Origin of the sequence: Bacillus cereus group sp. MYBK30-2 (genome assembly GCF_051915945.1) — a bacterium.
Taxonomy (GTDB): domain Bacteria; phylum Bacillota; class Bacilli; order Bacillales; family Bacillaceae_G; genus Bacillus_A; species Bacillus_A paramycoides.
Map to the genome: position 1 here is coordinate 82,667 of NZ_JBQAFR010000002.1, position 20,779 is coordinate 103,445.

A 20,779-nucleotide genomic window follows, 5' to 3' on the forward strand; every position below is an offset into this window, starting at 1 on the left:
TTATATGAGTTTAGCTTGATGGCAATGTCCTATCCCCATCAAGCTAAAAAGGTTTTTGTTCCCATCAAAGAGCTATTTCTGTTTGTCATTGTTCGCTATAAAACATATACAGTTTCATACAGTAACGATCAAAAATAAATTCCATCCTTGTATAATCTACATCATGTAATACGATTGTGATGGGTAATACGACTGTGATGGGCAATACGATTGTGATGGATAATACGACTGTGATGGGTAATACGATTGTGATGGATAATACGACTGTGATGGGTAATACGATTGTGATGGATAATACGATTGTGATGGGTAATACGACTGTGATGGGTAATACGATTGTGATGGGTAATAACTTTGTTGCATTTGTTGTGATTGTAATGCTTGTTGCTGTGCTTGTATAGCCTGATGAACAGCTTGAATAGTACTTTGTGCAGGTCCCTGCCCTCCTAAAGGACGCATTTGCGTTTCATTGTAAAAATACTTGGAAAGCATTCTTTATTCACCTCACCTCTGCAGATATTTTTGTCTTCATGTTTCATACTATGAATATTTAATTAAAGTGGATAATTCATGAAACTTTTCATCTTCCCAGCTAGTTGCTTTTCCATTTCCTTATAAAGTGAGTAAAGAAAATTATGTCATTCAACAAGCGTTCGATTCATTTCGTATCATAATTGAAAAGAACAATAAATAACGAGCCCACACACTACTTCAACAAACTAAAAAGGCCTACTCACACGAGTAGGCTTTTGAAACTATGAAAGCTTCGTTAATAATTGATTTAAATCTTGTTTCGTTTTTGTCGTTAATGACTTCATTTTCTTAACATCTATCTTTTCTTTTTCCGCTCCTACAATTAACGGGTACATACTTTGACCGATTGTTTTAGAATCAGTCGGATGTGATGCTTCTAACTCTTTTTCAATTACATCCCACTTCTCATTAATTTGCTTTCCAAGTTTGTTAACTGTTTCAAATTTAGGGTTTGCCGCTAATTGCTTGTCTAAGCTTTCAATTAGTACAACTACTTCTTTCACATTTGTTTTCACTGCAACGTTTTTCTTCGGATCTTTCGTTGTTTTCCCATTATTGTCTGTACTTGTACTTGCGCTTGTGCTTTGATCTGTTGCTTTTCCACTAGTAGTTTGATCATTCGTTTTTCCTGTTGTTTCTTTTTCTTTCGTTTTGCCATTTTGATTTTGAGTAGACGTTTTGCCGTTACTTTCTGTGCTTGATGATTCTTTCGTATTTTTTGAATCCTTATCTGTTTTTTCATTCGAAGAAGTATTTGTGTCTTTTTCAGTATCTTTCGTTGTTTTTGACGCTTCATCTGCACTTGTCGTTTTTGATTGTTCCTCATTTTGTGCAGTTGCTTGGTCCTTCTTCGCTGCATCTTTATCCGTGGAGGTACTACAAGCTGCCATAGTAAGCATTGTACCAATTGTAATCGAAGCAATAGCGACTTTTTTCATTTTCATAAAAATCCCCCTATGTTTACAATTTTATCCTCCTCTTTACGATTCTATTTTCCATTAAAAAATTCCTTTTCACACGAATCACCATCTTTCCGACAGTAATCTTCATAATAATACGTACAAAAAATGATAAAATGATTTTAATATTCGAGTTTCTTCTACCCTATTTTTCTACTACGTAATAAAAGAAAAAGAGTATATTGTCACATAAAGAATTGTAATCTACATGTGGCAATATACTCTCATATCAACTTTTTCTCTTTTTTGACATTTTATTTATACAAAAAAAATAAAATAAGCCAACTTTTTTTGTTTCTCAACTTTGTTAACATAATATTTTTATGAATAACCACCATTCGAATGAATCACTTGCCCAGTAACCCACTTCGCTTCATCATCTACTAAAAAGGAAATTAAGCGCGCAACATCCATTGATTCTCCAACTCTTCCTTGCGGGAATTTCCATACTAAATGATGTTGTAATTCTTCAGTAATCCATCCTGTATTCGTTGGTCCTGGATCCACAGCATTGACTGTAATCCCCTTCTCCATAGCAACTGGTGCTACTGACTTTGTAAATGCTTCTATTGCTCCTTTCGTTGCTGCGTATGCAAGTTCATCTGGCATTGGCCCCAATGACTGACCTGAAGTAAGATTAATAATGCTTCCACTCGTTTTGAGTGAAAAATGTTTAATAAATAATGAACTTAATAACATAGTAGCGCGAACATTAACCGTATAATGTTTATCTAACTGTTCTACATCTAGCTCTTCAATTTTCGTATGAGTAGAATAAGCTGCATTATTAATAAGAATAGATGGTTCGCCTAATCGTTCTGATACCATATACAATACACGATTAGGCGAATAAGACTGCGATAAGTTGATTTCTGCCATTTCACATCGAACGCCATAACTTTCAATTTCCTTTTTCAATAAAAAAGGTTCTTGATCATTCATTCCCCACGGCATTGCTTTATCATACCGAGGCCAGTACGTGAAAAAAATGTCTATCCCCTTTTGAGCAAGCACCTTGCATACAGCTGCACCAATTCCATTAAGACGAGTTGCCCCTGTTACAATTGCTATTTTCTTCACCTTTTCTCCTCCATCTATGGATAAATCCTCTGTACGAATACAGAGGATCTATCTTCTTAATTAATATTTGACAATATACGTTCTGCACTTAATTTTAAAATTCTAATTAAAATTAAATTGGCAATGGTAAACAGTATAAATAAAATAATAAACATAACCCACAGTCCTACATGAAGGACAAAGTATAATACACTTACTCCCGCTACAATAATTAAAGCTATTAAAATATTAGCTAAAAAATTCCACAAAGTTGTATATCGGCTTTTAAATAATTTCTGTTCTGTATCCCAATGAATATCTGCAGTTTGTGCATCCCAGCGTGTACCGATTAAATTGATTAACAATAAACCGTTCGCACTTAGTAAGAACCATAGTACCATAAATACTGGAGAAACCCCCGCTACAACTGCCATCGTAATACCGAATACTGCTAAAATTGATATATTAATTAGCCAAGCTGTTAATGTTTTTGCGAAAAAGATATCGGAAGCCTTTACTGGTAAGTAACGATTCACAAACCAAGAGCTTCCATCTCGAGAAAATGACGTTGTTGCAATTACGTTATTTCCCATTAAAAATAACGATGCACAAAGGCCAACACCAATTGCGAAACCTGCTGATTCCGGATTATCAATATACCCCGTAATCCATTTTAAATTTCCATCTTGTACAAATAAAACAAAAAACAGCATAATCGGCATTACAAAAGTTTGCACAATGCAGTTTAAGAAAAATTGCGGTGTACGGAATAACGTTTTAAATTCTTTTTTCACATATGCTTTTAAATGAGAACTTTGTACAGTTGATTTCTGTAAACCTTCTGCTGAAATTACCTCTTTCTTTGCTGTACTCGTTGAAAGTCCAATAACCCCTTTCAAATATGTGCGCTCTGCAATGTAATAAAACAGCCCGAAAAACGCGATAGAAATAAGAATGTAAATAAGAACGTATAATAGGCCTTTCCACGATGCACTTTCTACTAATCCCATCGCTCCAAAATATGTAGTTGGAAAATAATTTGTCATTTGTATGAAAAGTGAGGATTCATTATTTGCAAGATAATTCGCAACCGAATCTCCAGCTCCAGATACTGCACTTTTATTTCTCCATTGCATAAACACATTAATTCCTACGATAAATAGTATACTTACAATTCCAATGAAAATATTTCCTCGATCTTTATTTTTCGCTATATTCGTATACCTCATAATAATTGTCATAATTAACGAAGCTAAAACTAGCGGAATGATCGGGAAGAATATGTAAATGACAATCATATAAATGTAGTATGTAATGAAAGCACCACTCTTTAAACCGTAAGTAATAAAGATAGGCAATAAAATAAACGAGCTCATTACGTATTGTGTAATTAACACTGTAAAGAACTTTGCCGAAATAATTTGCGCTGGTTTTAACGGTAACGGTAGCAACATTTCAACATCATTACTATAGTAAAACACTGTTAAAATGTTCATAATACTCATCAAAAATACCCATATACTAGCAACTGCTAATCCCATCGCAATAACAATTCCTGGATTCTGTCCGAGGTGTATCATTCCTTCATATATTCCATGGGTCATCGAACCGAATATTAAAAAACCTACAAATAAAATGGCTGCAAATGAAAATAAATACGCCCATCGTTTCTTTTTATCTGTTAAGAAATCCGCATAATTTAATTTCAATAATACTTTCGTTAACGTCCAAATTTTACTCATTGCCCGTCATCTCCAAGAACATTTTTTCAAGTGATTCATTGGATTTAAAATGATCTCTCATTTCAGCTAAATTCCCTTTAAACTGCAAATTCCCCTTATTAATTATAGCAACGCGGTCACATATTTTTTCCGCTACCTCTAATACGTGTGTAGAGAAAAATACAATCTTCCCTTTATCTGCATGTTCTCTCATCATTTCTTTTAAAATATAGGCAGATTTCGGATCAAGCCCCGTTAATGGCTCATCTAAAATCCACACATCCGGTTCGTGTAAAAGCACACCAATAATAACAATCTTTTGTCTCATACCGTGTGAATAACTTTGAATTTGATCGGATAAAGCATTATAAAGATCAAATTTCTTCGCTAAAGACTCTATTCGTTCTTGTCGTACTTCTTTCGGCACTTCATACATATCTGCCATAAAGTTTAAATATTCAATTCCTTTTAATCGTAAAAACATATCTGGACTATCTGGAACATAACCAAACGTCTTTTTCGCTTCCATCGGCTCTTTCATAATATCTTTGCCGTTAATCGTAATGGTCCCTTTGTCCACCCCATGAATACCAGTAATCATCTTAATTGTCGTTGATTTACCGGCACCATTCGGTCCTAAAAAACCAAAGATTTCTCCGCTAGGTACTGTTAAACTTAAATCTTTTACTGCATAGGTAGATCCATTATAACTTTTTGACACATTCGTAATTTCAATCATTCCATCCAATCCTTTCCTTAATTACCAAATAACTATATTAACATTATAGCATACTTATATTTTTAGATTTTTATTATTTTTCAGTTTTATCGGGTTGTACTTTTATCCTTTAAAATAAATATAAGCACCAAGTCCAACTATTAAAACAATAGCTAATATAATATAAATCATCGTAAGCCGTGTAATATTTCCTTTTGTCGCTTTACTATAATTCGCATCACCATTTCGCCCAATTAATACCGTTCCAATGACAGTAATAACTACAAGTAATATAACGATCATTATCCAAGTTAGCATTTTTTTCCCCCTCCTTACAAATATTTTACGATATTTCCCTTTTAATTTTACAGAATATTTATCCTTTTTTACTATTATTATGAAACTAACCGTAAAACTATTATTACCATTCATTTCTATATGTTATATATTTATAACATATAGTGAGTTATTTCTAATACTGAAAGGAGAATCCATCGTGAAAACAACTTGGATTAAATATTTAGGATTTCTCGGTTTCTTTGGTTTCCTAGGCTTTTTTTATGATTTTTATCACTACATTCATCAAAGTGACAAATATGTTGCTTTGAAGTAATGTTGTTTCTTTAATTTTTAAAGAAATTACGTTATGGGATAGCACACATCGCCATCAAGCGAAGAAATGCAAATACCCCCAAAACGAGAAAATCTACACCATCATGTGAAATTGTCCCTGAAAAAAATTGGAGTATCTTGTGAAACATAACTGAATTTCTGCCTCCATTCTTCTACATGTATATTTTTATAACATATATCATCTAATAAAATATCTCCTTTAGTTGGATCATAAAATCTTTCTATTAACGAAAATACCGTACTTTTTCCAGGACCACATAAAAAATACCGGCATCCTTCCCATGAAGAATACCGGTACTTCTCATTTATCCCGCTATTTGTGGACAGTAAGACTCCCACCTCAAAATTCAGCTGGAGCGAAGAAGTTAGATGGGAGATCAATTGCCCGTAAACGCCCGATTGGTGCGGGCTGATAATCAGTGGGGGGTGAACACCCCCCACTGATTAAAGTTTCACTTTATCACCCATACAAAACCGCATGAAATACGCCTAACAGTAAGTATTGATCTTGTATATAATTATCATCATATACATTCATCTCGATGTAATACATATCTTCCTCAAGACGAATATTCCAATCTGCAATTACATAGCCGTTTCGTAATAACTTTCCAAGCCCAAGTGAAGTTTTGTGAACAACATATTCTTCTGTGTTATATGTAAAGGTAAATAAGAAATTTGCATCCAATAACTTTCCGTCACATACAAGCATTTCATGCTCTGCATCATTATTATCGATGTACGTTACTAAAATCTTTCTTTGGCGCTGCCTACTTACATCCTTTGCAATGACGCGAATATTGTCCTTACTATCCTTTATTTCGTAGATGATATTACTACCAACTTTCGGAATGAAGTCCAGCACTTTCATCAACGTATTTTTATAATAGCCCCGTACTACGCCTACTTGTTTACTTCCATTGTAAACCTCTATCGGCGTCATGTCCGCTTTACTATCACACGGTCGTTTGTAAGAAAGCTGCATAATTCGCTCTCCTCTTAAATACTGATCAAACGTCACAGGATATTCTATAGCACGCAGTTCCTTATTTAGCCCATACAAATAGCGTTGAACACTCTCTACTAATATTGCAGTTGATATACGTTCTTGAAGTTCAAATTCTTGCCAACTGGACGAAATCTTCCATTGATTGTCCTCTTCATAGAAGAAACCAAGAATTACCTCTTCACGGTCAGTCGTTTCATAATTCATATGTACGTTCTGCCCGTGTTGAACTTGTTCCATCCACTGTCCTAAATAAATGCCCAGCTCTGCGACCTTCATACATGGCTTCTGAAAAAATACTCTGTCACCCACACAAATCGTCAAATCCCCTTCGATAAAGCCATTTGTATAAGCAACATACCGTGGCTCATCCTTTTGTGGAATACCCTTGTCTAACTCAAATAAAAACGTTAACATCCTTCACTCACCTCTAGTTGTTACATCGATCATACATGACAGCGCATCACTTTAAGAAACTATATATACGTACATTTAATTAACGCATTATAAAACGTGAATGACCTTAGTATAGTAGCGCTATTTTTGCTTCGCGAACTCCCTCAAAACAACATGTATTTACTGTTAATTCAAGCCTCAAACTTTATTTCTTTTTTCTTTCAGTAAAAATGTTTTGACTTGGTACCATCTTTTTTGTTCCATTTCTTAGTATATGAAATTATATAAACGATTTTTCAAGTATATCTACCGTAACTTAAAACATATCAACTAATCTAAAAATCTCAACACGATTAAAATGAGGCTACCTTTTCTTCCGCCACTTCCGCAATTTCTAAAATTTGTAGCAGGCTCTCCACTTCATAAGTCGGCTTAACACTCGTCGTGTTTTCTTTCAAATTCGGGTTATACCAACACGTATCAATACCGTAATCTTCTCCGCCTTTCATATCAGAAGTTAGCGAATCTCCAACCATTAGTACACTTGATTTATCAGTAATTCCAAGCTTTTCAAATGCATAGTCAAAAATCTCACGAGCTGGTTTTTGATGGCCTACTTCTTCTGAAATAATAATATGATCAAAGAAGTTACTTAAAGGCGAATTTCCAATTCTAGATTGTTGCACTTTTGTATATCCATTCGTAATGATACCTAACTTGCAATCTTGAAGATTCTCGCATAATTGCACTGCACCTTCTATAAGATGTACTTCTTTCCCCAAGTTTTCAAGGTATACATCACTAAATTGCTGTGCATCTACTTCTAGATTATGAAGAGCAAATAATTGTCTAAATCGATCTACCGCTAATTCACCTAGCGTAATCATTTTATTTTCTAAATCTCTCCATAATCCATTACTAATCTCTTTATAACTTGCAAGATAATCATCATACCCTGTAGGCATGCCGAATTGTACAAACGCATTATGTAATGCGTTTCTTTCTGTTTCAGGAAAATCTAATAATGTATCGTCTACGTCAAATAATATAACTTTGTATTTCATGATGTTCTCCTCAATTCCTATTTTAAAAGCTTTATTCTCATAGCTTATAAGCTTTTATATATTTCATTATAAAGTGTTTTGACTCGCTCTTTATAGAATACACCTTTATCTTCTATTTTCAAATGTGCTATAAATAAGTTTGCAAGCATGACCGCTGTATCTAATCTATAAAACAAACTAACGATATGAGGAGTAGCGTTAAAGATATTATCATTCTTATATCCATCTTTAAATTCATCCCAACTAACCTCATCCGTTTCAGCTATTCTCATAAGCTCCAATAATGGATGACCGATTAGAGCGTTATCCCAATCAACTATCGCTTTAACTTCTCCGTTATATCCAATTATATTTGCTGGTCGAATGTCCATATGCAATAAACTTTTTGTATGATCAGCCCTACTAAGAATATGTTCAATTGTTTGTGCATCTGGAAGTTTAATACTACAGTTCGTAATTGTATTAAAACCTTCTACTCTTTTCACAATTCGTTCCGCTATACGCTTACTAATTGGCTCTCTAATGTTCTGTTCATACTTTAAATCTTCAATTTGCATACTATGAAGCTTGTTAACTAGCTCTCCTATTTTATACGCAGAAATAGGCATATGATCCGTAGCCATATAATCCGAAATTAAAAAATCAAGTTCGGTAGAAAGATGCAATCCGTATATCCTTGGTACTGGAATACTTTTTGAATGACAAAACTTAGAAAGCTCTGCTTCCTTTTGCAACGAAAGTCGACTATTAAATAAATCTTCATTTATATTTTCCACTTCACGTTCCCACGGCACTCGAAATGCTAAAGGTCCTTTTTCTGAATCTCCTCGAAAAACAATATTTTGCACTCCTGTTCCAATCACCTTTAAATCCTGAACAGCTAAATCCTTATATTCTTGACTTAATATTGTTGTTAGCTTTCCCCTTAACTCTTCTGCTTTTAAACGTGTATGAATCATTTTATCCCCCGATTCGTAAGTTCTTTTCATCCATTTCCCCTCGGTGCACAACATCCTCATAAACGAAATTATATCAACAATAATAAAGGGAGGCTAATGTAAATCAGCCTCCCTTCTTGTTATTTATCTTCCAAAAGTAATTCTTTCATTTCCTCTAACGATTCTTTCGTAAAGCCAAGTCCTTTTTCAGCATATGCTTCAATAGATCCATACTGCGTTTTAATTTCATCAATCGCAGCCTGTAAATATTCCGCGCGTGCTTCAAACATCGCTCCTAATATTGCTCTACTTTCATCGTTTTGTAATTTTGCACCTAAAAATGCCATCATTTTTTCATTTAACTTTTCACGGAAACCGTTACTTAGTAAATAGTCTTGCATTACCGTTTCTTCTGATACACCTAATAGAAGTAATAATAATGCTGAACCAAAGCCAGTGCGATCTTTTCCGGCTGTACAGTGATTCACTAACGGTAAGTTTTCTGGATTTTGTGCTAACTGTAAAAAGCTCACAAACGCCTCATTGCCACTCACAAAATCTTGATTCATTTTCACTAAATATTCACCAGGTTTTCCTAATACTGATAGGTCACCAACTTGGAAAAACTCATTTATATTTAAATCTTTCGCTAAGTCTTGCATAACTGGTATGCATACTTGACGAGCACCCTTAATGCCTGGGTTCGGCTTATGCTTCACTTCAAAATCTGTACGGTAATCACAAATTAATTTTAATCCCGACTTCTGTAAATACTCAATATCCCATTCTGTTAATCCTGCTAACTCTTCAGAACGATACAATTTGCCCCATTTTACTTTACGGCCTTCAGTCGTTTCATATCCGCCCATATCACGGAAGTTAAATGCTCCTTGTAATGGCAATCTACGCTCCGCTACAGTTACCACTTGTCCATCATTTCCTACTAACCTAAAATATGGACGCTCATTTTCACTCGGGTTTTCAATTGTACATGATGACTCTCCAATTACCGTTACAAGTAATTCTCCATTTTCTTCAATATGTTCTGGTGAAGTACTCCAATAAATTCGAACTTCTTCTATATTATTTTCCCACTCTATATGTAACGTATTATCTTCATTTCGTTTTACAGTTGCTTGTAACCATTTTTTTTGTTGCTTCATACTTTCACCAACGCTTTCTTCGTATAGTCAAATCCTTCTCTATTGTATTATAGGAAAGCTTATTTTGTCGTTTTGATTTTTCTTTTTATCTTACAAACATACAAAAAGTTCTTTTATTTGTTCATAAGTTGTACACGGATTGCCGCGAAAAACATAAGCGATTTGCTCATCACCCAAATCTTCATATACAACTGTGCCTCGGTCCTGGTGTGAATAAAACTCTAAACCATTTACTACTTGTTTCGCGCCATAATTCGTTGTCCATGAAGAAATAGGATAGTACGCTTGGTTTTTATGCCTACAAACCCAAAGTGCATATAGTTTATTCTCTTCGTCCCAGTATACATACTGCATTTCATCATTTCCGAATCCAATCGATTCGAGCTTCCAACTTAACTTTTTATGAATTGGCAATTGCGAATATGATACGTCATCTGGAGAATTCCATTCATGACATCTTCCTATCTCACCAACTTCACCTCTTTTCGCTTGAAAGCTTAAATGGTGAAACGGTGTATGTAATATCTTTTTCGCAAACTCCATATTTACCGGCTGTAACTCGAATAAGAACCTTTCCATTTGATCTTGATTTACATATCCAAGATCAATAGAAATTTCAATTTGCGTTTTCCATTTAGATGTTACATAACTTTCTTTCCCCTTATAATTTACACCTTTCCAATACACAAGCCCTTTATATTGAAAACAATCACCTTTTGCCTGAGAAAGACAACTATCTGGAAACACCGGCTCCATTATATCAAGAAAAAATCCCTTAACTCGAAACTTGCTAGTTGGGGTAATAACTTGGAACCAAAAAGTTCCCCATTTTCCCCCTTCATTACGTTCTGAAACTTTTTCTACTCTCCAGCCTTCTAACAATACTTTTGGATACAGTAAAGCGAATGAATGCAATGTTTGCTTCAACATATATACTCCCTCCCGCTAAATGAGTTCGAGTAAGTATGTCATTCATCCTTCTAAAACTTTCTCACATATCGCTCCGTAGAACTTAGCAGCTGACATCCGTTCTTTTCAAAAATATCCTTCATCCACTCATTTTTTACATTTGTCTCGCCAATATAATAAGAAGCTCCTATTTCTTTTAAGACAAACATCGCCCCTGTAAATAATGCTGCTTCATACCCTTTATTTCGCATATTTGGAGCAACTGCGAAATACATGAGTCTCCCTTCTTCTAACGTACCTCTCTCAATATACGGGATTACAATTCCTATTGGCTCTTCACCTACAACCGCTGTTAAACAATGTTCTTTCCATTGCCCACCAATTTCTTGTTCCATCATATTTACAAATTGATCATACGCTACTTGTTCTGCCGTCACTTCATTCCAAAGAGAGTGAAAAGCATCTTCTCTTACTTCTTCCATTAGTTTAAAATCAATTTCACTTTCTAAATCTTCTACTTCGTATATATCTTTAAACACAATAATGTTCTCAGCAATATATTCAAATGAATACATTTCGAAACATTTCTTATACACATCATAATTTGGACTTTTTGAAGAAATCTCAAAATGTAAATTTTCTAATCCATCTTTTTCTACCTCAGCAACGCAACGTTGCATCATCTCTTCTAATTGCTCTTCTGTCAAAACCTCTGCATTATTTTCTTTTATCACTATAGAAGAAGCACTTCTTCTTATTTTGAAATATTTTTCTAACTGTTCTATATTCGTCATATTCTTCCCTCATCTATATCATACTCGAATTTCTAATTGTTCTCCTTGCATGAGCAGGATTGTCCTTGAATATCTAGAATACTAGAAAAGATCGCATCTTTAAAGTGCGGAGGAGGTTCTCCATTGGATATTACAGCGCTGCAACAACGGCAAGAGCTTATACAACAAAATGATTATTCGCAAATGTAACATATAGATACAAATGAGCTAACAATCAATATGCTTCAGCATATCGAAACGACTGATAGTTACGTTCGTTATCAGCTTATTTATAAATATTTTTCTCCCTTTATTCACAATGAAGTACTTCTCGACGATCAACTTAAATTACTTTTACATACTTGTCTAAGCGATGAATACTTATACTGTGATATTAATTCCCCATATACAGATGGGGTTTTCACGCATTCTTATACTGTTTCTTTAATTGCCTTAATACTCCAATTTGCCAACTCTCATTACTTTCTAACAGAGAAGGATATTGCAGAAATAAAACAAAAACTCATTACATATACAAATTTGGAAACTGATTTCCGGGGTTATATTGAAGAGAAAGGTTGGGCTCATTGCATTGCACATGTTTCCGATGCATTTAATGAAGTAGTCCATAATTCCTATATTACCTTTGAATGTTACGAAGACATGATACATTGTTTATTAGATAAAATCTTCACCCCATCGGATATTTACCATAACAATGAAGATGAGAGAATTGTTACCCCCTTAGTATCGATGTTGTATCATGACTTTGCGCAAGAGGATTTAACGCATTATCCGAAAGAAGTCTCCTTCCTCAAACGTTGTAAAGGACAATAGTCCAACGGTAGGTGGGAGATGAATTTCGGTTTGGTGTAGCCAAAAAAATTGTTTTTTCTATTTATTTTGCCCCTGATATAATCAGTCTTATAAGAGATAAAGTTTGGTATAACAATGAAATTAGATAATAATGACGCAGTGTTCATGTTGTGCTATCACCTTTGGTGGCTCGCCATAGATAAAGTAAAACAGTTTATGGGAAATCAAGGCGAAAAGTGAGATGAACTGATATGACAAAGCATAATAAGGCGTACAAATTTCGTCTATATCCAACAGAAGAACAAGCCTATCTGATACGTAAAACTTTCGGGTGTGTACGCTTTGTGTATAACAAGATGCTGGCTGAACGGAAAGAAGTATACGAAAAGTACAAAGAGAACAAGGAAGAGCTAAAGAAACAAAAATTTCCTACTCCTGCGAAATACAAAGCAGAGTATGAATGGTTGAAAGAAGTCGATTCATTAGCGTTGGCAAACGCTCAACTAAACTTGCAAACCGCGTATAAGAATTTTTTTAGTGGGCAAAGTGATTTTCCTACATTCAAAAGTAGAAAAAGTAGAAAATCATATACAACGAATAGGGTAAACGGAAATATTATGTTATTTCATGGTTATATCAAATTACCGAAATTGAAACTGGTGCGACTGAAGCAACATAGAGAGATACCGCAAAACTATATCATCAAATCATGCACGATTTCGATGACACCAACTGGTAAGTATTACGTGTCTATCTTGACTGAATATGAAAAGGAAATCGTTCAAAAAGAAGTAGAAAGTGTGGTTGGGTTAGACTTCGCAATGGCTGAATTGTACGTGAGTAGCGAAGATGAGAAAGCCAATTATCCTCGCTTTTATCGTCAGATGTTAGACCGATTAGCAAACGCACAACGAGTATTAGCAAGACGTGTCAAAGGTTCAGAGCGTTGGAATAAACAACGCATTCGTGTAGCTAAGTTGCATGAAAAGGTCGCAAATCAGCGTAAGAATTTCCTTCATCATAAGTCTAAAGAATTGGCTACTCATTTTGATGTTGTAGCAATAGAAGACCTAAATATGAAAGGAATGTCACGAGCACTTCGCTTTGGTAAAAGTGTTGCGGACAACGGTTGGAGGATGTTCACGACATTTTTAGCATATAAGCTACAAGAACAAGGAAAACAGCTTGTAAAAATAGATAAGTGGTTTCCTTCTACGAAGATGTGTAGTAGTTGTGGAAACAGAAAAGATATGTCACTATCTGAACGTACGTATGAGTGTTCTTGTGGACTAAAAATCAGTCGTGACTATAATGCAGCTATCAATATCAAAAAGGAAGCCATACGCTTATTAGCGTTGGCATAAATAGTAACAAAATAACCTTTGGAACAAGGGAGTTAGCTCGGCTGTCCTAAGACGAATTCGTTAGCTATCAAAAGTAACGATTAACCGAGAAGCCCCCCACTTCAAGTAAGCTCGCAAGAGATACTAAGTGGTGGGTAGTTCACTTTCAATTATTCATAAAAAAATAAAAAGGCTTCCTCAAATTAGAAAACGCCTTTCGCTTAATGAGTATTGTATTTTATGTGCCAACATTAAAACCTTTTTACGCACATTATACTTTAGAACAAAAGATGATCATAACTTAATTTTTTCTACACATAAGGCGGAAAGAATGTTAAAAGAACTTCCTAACTATTATTAAATACAAGGAGAAAAGATATGGGCTATATTGAAGACATGAGAAAACGAGTAGGAAATCATCCACTTATTTTAATCGGTTCACACGCAATTATATTAAATGAAAAAAATGAAATATTATTGCAGCTCCGTACAGATTTTAACCGCTGGGGTATTATCGGCGGGGCCTTAGAATATAACGAAACATTAGAAGACGCTTTAAAACGAGAAGTATTTGAAGAAACTGGGCTTATTATCAAAAATCCAGAAATGTTCCGTACATATTCTGGCCCAGAATTTTTTCAAATCTATCCAAACGGTGATCAAGTGCATGGTGTACTCGTTGTTTATATTTGCCGCGAATTCCAAGGTGAGCTTGTATGCGACTATACTGAATCGAAAGAACTGCACTTCTTTTCACTTGATGAGTTACCTAGTAATCTTCCTCCTGTAATCGAAAGAGTTATTACAGATTTCAAACAAAAACAAGGGAACGCTTAATGTTCCCTCTCAAACCCAATCCGTTTTTTAATTCCCGCTAAATTTGCATTCGCAATAGCCCGTGCCCTCTCAGCACCTCTTTCTAACGCTTCATATAATAAGTGCGGCTCATTCATATACGTTGCGTATTTTTCCCTAGGGCCTGCTAATTCACGGTCTACAACACGAAATAGTTCTTTTTTCACATCGCCCCATCCAATTCCGGTCTCATACTTTTCACGCATCGACTGAATTTCATCTTCTGTTGCAAATTCTTTATAAATCGTAAATAACGTTTCTAGTTCTTTCGGTTCATTTGGAAGTGAAGAATCTGTTTTTATTTTAAAAATGAGCTTTCGGAGTTTTTCTTGCTCTGCAAATAGTGGGATAACATTTCCATAGCTCTTGCTCATCTTTCTTCCATCAAGTCCGGGTAAAATTGCCCCTTCTTCTTGTATCACATACTCTGGAAGCGTAAATGTCGTGCCGAATGTATGATTAAAGTACGTCGCAATATCACGAGCGATTTCAATATGCTGAATTTGATCTTTTCCGACTGGTACATGAGTAGCTTGAAATAATAATATGTCAGCCGCCATTAAAATCGGGTACGTATATAACCCCATATTAACTCCTGCATCGATTTCTAAACCCACTTCTTTATTTTGCTCTACCTTCGCTTTATACGCATGAGCACGGTTCATAAGTCCTTTCGGAGTTAGACAAGCTAATATCCAAGCTAATTCTAAAATCTCTGGTACTTCTGTTTGTCGATAGAAAATCACATCTTCTCCAAGTCCAAGTGATAACCAAGTAGCTGCTACCTCTTTCGTATAACTATTGAACTTCTCTGGATCATGCACAGCATTTAATGCATGATAATCTGCTATGAAATATAATGCCTTTCCTTCTTTGTTTTTAGCCATTTGTAATGCTGGTTTAATTGCACCAATATAGTTGCCTAAGTGCGGATAACCTGTTGGCTTAATTCCTGTAATCACAATTTTCTCTTTCATCCTAACTCCTCCTTTCTCAAAACAAAAAGAGCCCCTCATCCTAAAAAAAGGACGAGAGACTCCCGCGGTACCACCTTAATTAGCTATCATTATAGCTCACTTCAACTTCTTAACGTGAAGTAACCGTCTTCGCCTACTCATTTCGGCTAGAAGCTCCAGAACCCATTCCATATCCATCCCTTACTGATTTCCACCACACATCAGCTCTCTGAAAAGTTTCGAATATGTACTCTTCTCTTTCATAGCTTTTTCATTTATTTTTTACAGTTTATCACATTTCACTTCCAAATAAACCCGAATTTTTCAGTTTTATATAGCAGGAATTTCCACTTTAATTGTTTAATAATATATAGATTTGTAGAAATACTCGAAACATCTTTAAAGGTTTTTTCATGGTAAAATATATATCAATTTCAAGATCAATTGGTACATCTGCATTAGAGGCAGATCAATGGCACGTACATATGTTAATGAAAAAGAGCTAAAACAGAACTCGTCTGTTTCAGCTCTTTTTTCACGTATTCAACTTAACAAATCTATAACCATGCGTCACTAACACTTTTAGTATCGCATATCCCGGAATTGCTAAAATAATCCCCATAATTCCAAATAAATTACCTGCGGTTAAAATGATAAATATGATTGTAATGGGATGAATATCTAGCTTTTTCCCCATTACTTGTGGTGAAATAAATTTCCCTTCTGCTAGTTGTACAACCATCATTACGATAATTACTTTTAAAATCATTGCTGGTGAGTCAATAAATGCGATAATTAATGCTGGTGTTATCGCAATAACAGGGCCTACATACGGAACAACGTTTACAATCATCGCCAAAATAGCGAGTAATACGGCGTATTTAATTCCAATGATTAAATACCCGATAAATAACATAATTCCGATAAATAGACTAACAATGATTTGTCCCCTAATATACGAACTAATCGCATAATGCATATCATCTAGTATTCTCTTCGCAGCTGGTTGCCTTTGCTCAGATATAAACTTTAAAAAGTGATTCGGTAACTGTTCGCCATCCTTTAAAAGATAGAACAATATAAAGGGAACCATCACAAATGTTAAGACGACCTCAGTTACTGTACTTAAAAATCCTGTTACATTTCCCGTTACTGATGATAACGATTTTGTAAAATCTACTGTGTAGTCTTTTACTATATTCGCAACATCAACATTTAAATTCTCTTGAATTTTACCAAGTAAATTACTTTCTCCAAGTCTACGTGCTGCTCTCTCAATCTCATGACCAAAATACGGTAAGTTACTTATTAACGCATCAATTTGGTCTCTAATGATCGGGATAACCGTTACAACTAAAAACACAAATAGCCCTAGTACAAGTATATATATGGAAGCTATCGATACAATTCTTGAAACACCCTTCTTTTCTAGAAATGAAACGAAAGGATGCAAGATGTAAAATAGGACTCCCGCCAGTAACACTGGGAAGAAGATTGTTTTCAAAAAGACAATAAACGGTGTAAAGACAAATGAAATTTTTGTTAGCAACAATATGTTAATGAACAATAATGCAAATCCGAGTAACACCGCTAAATAATTTTGTTCTTTAAAAAACTTTTTCAGCTTATCTCTTTTTCTCAAATTTACTTTCTCCAACTATACCACCTCAGTTAATGATGAAAAGCCCTTATAAAGGGCTTTTCATCATTGTATATATTATAAATTTATCTTCTTGTGACCTTTACGATAAATGATACAATGAGAATTAGAACAATTGCCCCTATGTATACACACCATCTAACGAAGGACACTAAGTACAATCATTCATCACCTAGCCAAACTCCTAGTAAACAAGCGATTATATTTCCAAACATACGAGCAGGAAAATCTTTACCTGTTATAGAAACTGCAATTGTACCTATAATAGTATGACTCTATTTAACTACCAACTTATTACTTAAACCTTATATTTATTATATCCAGAAAAGAAAAATCTTGTCAAACGCATGAAAAAACAGCCTAAAAGGAGATTATAAACTATGATTCAAAAATTAATAGTAAACTCTTATGATACAGCTACGTCTATTTTAAAAATTCAAATTCCCGCTTATGAAATTGAGGCAAAATATATAAATAGTACAGCCATCCCCCGTTTATATGACACTGTAACTGACATTCAAAATTGTGATGAAACTTTTTACGGATATTTTCATGAAGACTTACTCACCGGATTTATTTCTTTTAAAGTTGATGAAGATGTAGTTGATATTCATCGTTTAGTAGTCTCACCCGATCATTTTCATAAAGGGATTGCAACGAAGCTGCTCCTACATATATTTGACATGTTCTCCTCTTCTGAAACGTATATTGTACGAACAGGTAAGGCAAATACTCCCGCTATCGCATTATATAAAAAACACGGCTTCATTGAAGTAACAGATACAACACTCCCTGATGGTATGATTCTTACACAACTGAAAAAACAGAAAATACGAAATAATTTGACTTAGTTATTTCTTTATGTTATTTTTTACTTTATACAACCTTTTGCTGAGTCCATTTTTTTGGAGCGGGGGAACCATTTATGTAGCTTTTTGCTACTTGGGGCGAATCTTTTTAAGTAGGGAAACTCTCACTTCCCGAGTCCGACAGCTAACCTCGTAAGCGTAATGGGAGAGGAAGGTGCTTTTTGCCTATGTTACACAGTATACCTCCTTAACTATAAATTATGGAATCGATATCAAACAGAAACCTATATTTATAGAAAAGGAGACATGTATAATGTTACGTTTATCAGATCACGAAGTAAAAATGATGGAGCAACGCATTCGATTAGAACAACAACGTACGTATCAAGCAAACAAAATGGTCGATAATTTACATCACAAATACTTTTTCCAACATATTTTTCAGCCGAAAAGATAAATAGATTATACGTACGATATAATGTAATACAAAAGGCTTTGCAATTTATAATTGCAAAGCCTTTTGTATTACCACTAAAAATAATCTTGCATTAATTTATTCATCCAATCTGGAACACGTACATTTTCCCTTGCATCAAAAGCAGCAATGTATGGTTTTATATCTAAAATAGCCGTTCGATCATTAGCGTCTAATCCTTGCACAGTAATAACATTATTTTTAATCGACAATATTTCAACAGTAGTTATTCCAATAGGGTTTGGACGATACTTTGTCCGTTGCGCAAAACATCCCTTTTCATCAAAATCACTTAATCCCCTTGGCTTTCTAACCCACGACTCGTTATTTTCTTCCTGGAAATCATTCATATAAAAAATAACAATTGCATGAGAATAATCCTCAAGGCCAGCTAATCCTCCAATATACTCTGGATATATTTTAATGTTAGAAATAACACTTCCCCAATTACTGTACACTTTTTCATCTATAGAAGATCGCACTTCACCAATCTTCACCATATTAATATGATCCATTTCTTCCCCTTCTTTATGTAGCACTAGTTACTTCCTCGCCTTCACAATAAAAGTAGTCGGCACCATTCTAGCTTTATATAAAGAATAGTATTTTGTAGAAGGCTCTGCCATTTCTTCATCAAACCTACTGGCTGGTTCAGGTTCTTCTATTCTCTCAATTGTAAATCCGGCTCTATTTAACTCATTTATGTATGTACTCATTTTTCTTTTATATAATGTCGCTTGTACTTCTTCCCCTTTAAATGTTTCAAACGTAATAGGAGTTTCTTCATGATAGGAAGACTTTAAACCAATTTCTTCTGTACCATACTGTAAGTTTGAATATACCGGATGCTCCCAGCTAAAAATAAAACTCCCTCCTGGCTTTAAATATGAATAAATAATTTCTAATGTTCTCCCTAAATCTGAAGTCCATCCTAATGCATAGATGGAGTATACAATATCAAAATACCCTTTCGGAATATTTACTTCCTCTTCCATTGCTCCGCATATTAACTTCGGATTCCAAGACTTTAACGTTTCATTCGCTGTTTTAATTTGCGTACTCGAAAGGTCAAGTCCCCATAATTCCTTTGCACCATGTTCCGCCATGTATCGCAAAGAATGCCCACTACCACATCCAATATCGAGAACAGTTTTATTCTCAATTGAATCAAATAAATGGATTTCGTCCTCTGATGCCGTATACGGTCCATATTTAGGTAAACAATCTACTTGAAAAAAATGAGGTGCTACTACGTCCCAGCACTTTTTATTTAGCTCTAACATTTTTGTTTGTTCCACCACTTTTACATTCCCCTCTCTTTTTTCTTCTCCTATACGAATTAACCGTTATAACCTGATCTTCCTTTTCTTTTAGCTCGATAATTTTTCACTTTTGCGATTGTACCACAAGCTCTGCCTTCTTCCCCTCCAGCATACATGCCACACCATCTTTTACTTCCATTACGGGAATGGTCGTAAAAGACCCAGCGGCAATCTGGACACGCTTTTAATCGCCTCCATTGTTTTTGATTAATAGCCTTCAAAATAATTTGTAACATCTTCGTATACAAATTATTTTCTCCTATCGGTTCATATGCGATATCCTCCATATTTTCTGCCACACATACTCGGAATGGATATTTCTCAAACCACTTTTGCAACATTCCCTGCTCTTCAACAGTACGACGAATATCCTCTCTAAATTGCTTTAACTCGTCCAAGGTATGAAACGAAAGCTCCTCTGTCCAATATTTCTCCCTAAATGTTATAACATCATCTATCGTCTGAAACTGATCTAAAGGATCTCTTGTATCATTTGGTATTCTCCATGTATTTAAAAACTCTCTCATTATCTCAAGTTGATCAGGTGCCTCTTGATTTTGGCTCAAAGATATTCACCATCTTTCTAAAATTTACTTTTTTCTGACTTTATGTATAATTATAATATAAAATTGTTAACCAGTAATTAATTTTAATGGTTACATAATTAGGA

General features: G+C 34.7%; 23 protein-coding genes, 3 pseudogenes, 1 riboswitch and 1 other annotated feature. Of the genes and pseudogenes, 7 read left to right on the forward strand and 19 right to left on the reverse strand.

Going from position 1 to position 20,779, the window contains the following annotated elements; all coding sequences use genetic code 11:
- Nucleotides 1–156: 156 nt before the first annotated feature.
- The 6 genes from ACTFQM_RS11940 to ACTFQM_RS11965 form a co-directional block, all read right to left on the reverse strand.
- Nucleotides 157–492, reverse strand: coding sequence for a hypothetical protein (locus ACTFQM_RS11940; protein WP_427310377.1), 336 nt, complete (start codon nt 490–492; stop codon nt 157–159).
- Between the two features lie 263 nt (nt 493–755).
- Nucleotides 756–1,478 (reverse strand): hypothetical protein, encoded by a 723-nt coding sequence (locus tag ACTFQM_RS11945; protein ID WP_440034470.1) that lies wholly within the window; start codon nt 1,476–1,478, stop codon nt 756–758.
- A 336-nt stretch (nt 1,479–1,814) separates the two neighbouring features.
- A complete protein-coding gene (locus tag ACTFQM_RS11950) occupies nt 1,815–2,573 on the reverse strand; it encodes an SDR family oxidoreductase (RefSeq protein WP_440034471.1) in 759 nt (252 codons plus the stop codon).
- Between the two features lie 56 nt (nt 2,574–2,629).
- Entirely contained in the window at nt 2,630–4,294 is a 1,665-nt protein-coding gene (locus tag ACTFQM_RS11955; RefSeq protein ID WP_071719044.1) for a putative ABC transporter permease subunit, read from the reverse strand.
- Complete coding sequence (locus ACTFQM_RS11960) at nt 4,287–5,012, reverse strand: ABC transporter ATP-binding protein (protein ID WP_002172684.1); 726 nt, start codon at nt 5,010–5,012, stop codon at nt 4,287–4,289. Before ACTFQM_RS11960 ends, ACTFQM_RS11955 begins: the two co-directional genes overlap by 8 nt.
- Nucleotides 5,013–5,114: 102 nt before the next feature.
- The gene (locus tag ACTFQM_RS11965) at nt 5,115–5,309 is read right to left on the reverse strand and encodes a hypothetical protein (RefSeq protein WP_071719045.1); all 195 of its coding nucleotides are present in this window, start codon (nt 5,307–5,309) and stop codon (nt 5,115–5,117) included.
- A 178-nt stretch (nt 5,310–5,487) separates the two neighbouring features.
- Here ACTFQM_RS11965 and ACTFQM_RS11970 point away from each other — a divergent pair, with 178 nt between their 5' ends.
- A complete protein-coding gene (locus ACTFQM_RS11970; RefSeq protein ID WP_440034472.1) occupies nt 5,488–5,604 on the forward strand; it encodes a DUF3796 domain-containing protein in 117 nt (38 codons plus the stop codon).
- A 101-nt stretch (nt 5,605–5,705) separates the two neighbouring features.
- On the opposite strand, the gene ACTFQM_RS11975 is transcribed toward ACTFQM_RS11970, so the two are convergent.
- From ACTFQM_RS11975 to ACTFQM_RS12005, 7 genes are all read right to left on the reverse strand, one after another.
- On the reverse strand, nt 5,706–6,065 hold the full coding sequence (locus ACTFQM_RS11975; RefSeq protein WP_440034473.1) for an ATP-binding cassette domain-containing protein: 360 nt from the start codon (nt 6,063–6,065) through the stop codon (nt 5,706–5,708).
- A 19-nt stretch (nt 6,066–6,084) separates the two neighbouring features.
- Entirely contained in the window at nt 6,085–7,047 is a 963-nt protein-coding gene (locus ACTFQM_RS11980; RefSeq protein ID WP_440034474.1) for a tubby C-terminal domain-like protein, read from the reverse strand.
- A gap of 332 nt (nt 7,048–7,379) precedes the next feature.
- Nucleotides 7,380–8,090 (reverse strand): YjjG family noncanonical pyrimidine nucleotidase, encoded by a 711-nt coding sequence (locus tag ACTFQM_RS11985; RefSeq protein ID WP_440034475.1) that lies wholly within the window; start codon nt 8,088–8,090, stop codon nt 7,380–7,382.
- A gap of 44 nt (nt 8,091–8,134) precedes the next feature.
- Entirely contained in the window at nt 8,135–9,079 is a 945-nt protein-coding gene (locus ACTFQM_RS11990) for a phosphotransferase family protein (protein ID WP_440034476.1), read from the reverse strand.
- Nucleotides 9,080–9,168: 89 nt separating this feature from the next.
- Entirely contained in the window at nt 9,169–10,191 is a 1,023-nt protein-coding gene (locus ACTFQM_RS11995) for a tyrosine-protein phosphatase (RefSeq protein ID WP_440034477.1), read from the reverse strand.
- Between the two features lie 90 nt (nt 10,192–10,281).
- Entirely contained in the window at nt 10,282–11,121 is an 840-nt protein-coding gene (locus ACTFQM_RS12000) for a hypothetical protein (RefSeq protein WP_440034478.1), read from the reverse strand.
- Nucleotides 11,122–11,171: 50 nt separating this feature from the next.
- Nucleotides 11,172–11,894, reverse strand: a complete 723-nt coding sequence (locus ACTFQM_RS12005) for a GNAT family N-acetyltransferase (protein ID WP_440034480.1) — start codon at nt 11,892–11,894, stop codon at nt 11,172–11,174.
- A gap of 123 nt (nt 11,895–12,017) precedes the next feature.
- Between ACTFQM_RS12005 and ACTFQM_RS12010 the strand changes: the two are divergent.
- The 4 genes and pseudogenes from ACTFQM_RS12010 to ACTFQM_RS12025 form a co-directional block, all read left to right on the forward strand.
- Nucleotides 12,018–12,659: pseudogene (locus ACTFQM_RS12010) on the forward strand (DUF2785 domain-containing protein); the annotation flags it as partial.
- A 281-nt stretch (nt 12,660–12,940) separates the two neighbouring features.
- Nucleotides 12,941–14,053 carry an RNA-guided endonuclease TnpB family protein gene (locus ACTFQM_RS12015; protein ID WP_440034481.1) on the forward strand — a complete coding sequence of 371 codons (1,113 nt, stop codon included), beginning with the start codon at nt 12,941–12,943 and terminating at the stop codon, nt 14,051–14,053.
- A gap of 142 nt (nt 14,054–14,195) precedes the next feature.
- Nucleotides 14,196–14,393 (forward strand): annotated as a pseudogene (locus tag ACTFQM_RS12020) (DUF2785 domain-containing protein); the annotation flags it as partial.
- Nucleotides 14,394–14,410: 17 nt separating this feature from the next.
- Complete coding sequence (locus ACTFQM_RS12025; RefSeq protein WP_440034483.1) at nt 14,411–14,869, forward strand: NUDIX hydrolase; 459 nt, start codon at nt 14,411–14,413, stop codon at nt 14,867–14,869.
- Here ACTFQM_RS12025 and ACTFQM_RS12030 read toward each other — a convergent pair.
- The 3 genes and pseudogenes from ACTFQM_RS12030 to ACTFQM_RS12040 form a co-directional block, all read right to left on the reverse strand.
- Complete coding sequence (locus ACTFQM_RS12030) at nt 14,866–15,864, reverse strand: tryptophan--tRNA ligase (RefSeq protein WP_440034485.1); 999 nt, start codon at nt 15,862–15,864, stop codon at nt 14,866–14,868. The genes ACTFQM_RS12025 and ACTFQM_RS12030 overlap by 4 nt on opposite strands.
- 44 nt (nt 15,865–15,908) lie before the next feature.
- Nucleotides 15,909–16,116 (reverse strand) — a binding site (T-box leader).
- A 262-nt stretch (nt 16,117–16,378) separates the two neighbouring features.
- The gene (locus ACTFQM_RS12035; protein ID WP_098475624.1) at nt 16,379–17,500 is read right to left on the reverse strand and encodes an AI-2E family transporter; all 1,122 of its coding nucleotides are present in this window, start codon (nt 17,498–17,500) and stop codon (nt 16,379–16,381) included.
- A gap of 68 nt (nt 17,501–17,568) precedes the next feature.
- Nucleotides 17,569–17,769, reverse strand: a pseudogene (locus ACTFQM_RS12040) (GlsB/YeaQ/YmgE family stress response membrane protein).
- A 114-nt stretch (nt 17,770–17,883) separates the two neighbouring features.
- Between ACTFQM_RS12040 and ACTFQM_RS12045 the strand changes: the two are divergent.
- Entirely contained in the window at nt 17,884–18,354 is a 471-nt protein-coding gene (locus ACTFQM_RS12045) for a GNAT family N-acetyltransferase (protein ID WP_048373171.1), read from the forward strand.
- A 28-nt stretch (nt 18,355–18,382) separates the two neighbouring features.
- Nucleotides 18,383–18,527: riboswitch (cyclic di-AMP (ydaO/yuaA leader) on the forward strand.
- Nucleotides 18,528–18,625: 98 nt separating this feature from the next.
- Complete coding sequence (locus tag ACTFQM_RS12050) at nt 18,626–18,769, forward strand: hypothetical protein (RefSeq protein WP_002172701.1); 144 nt, start codon at nt 18,626–18,628, stop codon at nt 18,767–18,769.
- 74 nt (nt 18,770–18,843) lie between these two features.
- Here the strand turns inward: ACTFQM_RS12050 and tsaA are convergent, their stop codons facing one another.
- The 3 genes from tsaA to ACTFQM_RS12065 are packed head-to-tail and all read right to left on the reverse strand — an operon-like array spanning nt 18,844 to nt 20,636.
- Complete coding sequence (gene tsaA, locus ACTFQM_RS12055) at nt 18,844–19,302, reverse strand: tRNA (N6-threonylcarbamoyladenosine(37)-N6)-methyltransferase TrmO (RefSeq protein ID WP_098307994.1); 459 nt, start codon at nt 19,300–19,302, stop codon at nt 18,844–18,846.
- 27 nt (nt 19,303–19,329) lie between these two features.
- Nucleotides 19,330–20,085, reverse strand: a complete 756-nt coding sequence (locus ACTFQM_RS12060) for a class I SAM-dependent methyltransferase (RefSeq protein WP_440035754.1) — start codon at nt 20,083–20,085, stop codon at nt 19,330–19,332.
- Nucleotides 20,086–20,126: 41 nt separating this feature from the next.
- Nucleotides 20,127–20,636, reverse strand: coding sequence for a CGNR zinc finger domain-containing protein (locus ACTFQM_RS12065; protein ID WP_440035757.1), 510 nt, complete (start codon nt 20,634–20,636; stop codon nt 20,127–20,129).
- Nucleotides 20,637–20,779 lie beyond the last annotated feature (143 nt).

Bases quoted from the DNA above. Each gene is read 5' to 3' on its own strand.
- ACTFQM_RS12025 (WP_440034483.1), top strand. From the start codon at position 14,411: ATGGGCTATATTGAAGACATGAGAAAACGAGTAGGAAATCATCCACTT.
- ACTFQM_RS11965 (WP_071719045.1), bottom strand. From the start codon at position 5,309: ATGCTAACTTGGATAATGATCGTTATATTACTTGTAGTTATTACTGTC.
- ACTFQM_RS11955 (WP_071719044.1), bottom strand. From the start codon at position 4,294: ATGAGTAAAATTTGGACGTTAACGAAAGTATTATTGAAATTAAATTAT.
- ACTFQM_RS12030 (WP_440034485.1), bottom strand. From the start codon at position 15,864: ATGAAAGAGAAAATTGTGATTACAGGAATTAAGCCAACAGGTTATCCG.
- ACTFQM_RS11990 (WP_440034476.1), bottom strand. From the start codon at position 9,079: ATGAAAAGAACTTACGAATCGGGGGATAAAATGATTCATACACGTTTA.
- ACTFQM_RS11995 (WP_440034477.1), bottom strand. From the start codon at position 10,191: ATGAAGCAACAAAAAAAATGGTTACAAGCAACTGTAAAACGAAATGAA.
- tsaA (WP_098307994.1), bottom strand. From the start codon at position 19,302: ATGGATCATATTAATATGGTGAAGATTGGTGAAGTGCGATCTTCTATA.
- ACTFQM_RS11945 (WP_440034470.1), bottom strand. From the start codon at position 1,478: ATGAAAATGAAAAAAGTCGCTATTGCTTCGATTACAATTGGTACAATG.
- ACTFQM_RS11940 (WP_427310377.1), bottom strand. From the start codon at position 492: ATGCTTTCCAAGTATTTTTACAATGAAACGCAAATGCGTCCTTTAGGA.
- ACTFQM_RS12005 (WP_440034480.1), bottom strand. From the start codon at position 11,894: ATGACGAATATAGAACAGTTAGAAAAATATTTCAAAATAAGAAGAAGT.
- ACTFQM_RS12050 (WP_002172701.1), top strand. From the start codon at position 18,626: ATGTTACGTTTATCAGATCACGAAGTAAAAATGATGGAGCAACGCATT.
- ACTFQM_RS11960 (WP_002172684.1), bottom strand. From the start codon at position 5,012: ATGATTGAAATTACGAATGTGTCAAAAAGTTATAATGGATCTACCTAT.
- ACTFQM_RS11980 (WP_440034474.1), bottom strand. From the start codon at position 7,047: ATGTTAACGTTTTTATTTGAGTTAGACAAGGGTATTCCACAAAAGGAT.
- ACTFQM_RS11985 (WP_440034475.1), bottom strand. From the start codon at position 8,090: ATGAAATACAAAGTTATATTATTTGACGTAGACGATACATTATTAGAT.
- ACTFQM_RS12045 (WP_048373171.1), top strand. From the start codon at position 17,884: ATGATTCAAAAATTAATAGTAAACTCTTATGATACAGCTACGTCTATT.
- ACTFQM_RS12015 (WP_440034481.1), top strand. From the start codon at position 12,941: ATGACAAAGCATAATAAGGCGTACAAATTTCGTCTATATCCAACAGAA.
- ACTFQM_RS12065 (WP_440035757.1), bottom strand. From the start codon at position 20,636: ATGAGAGAGTTTTTAAATACATGGAGAATACCAAATGATACAAGAGAT.
- ACTFQM_RS12000 (WP_440034478.1), bottom strand. From the start codon at position 11,121: ATGTTGAAGCAAACATTGCATTCATTCGCTTTACTGTATCCAAAAGTA.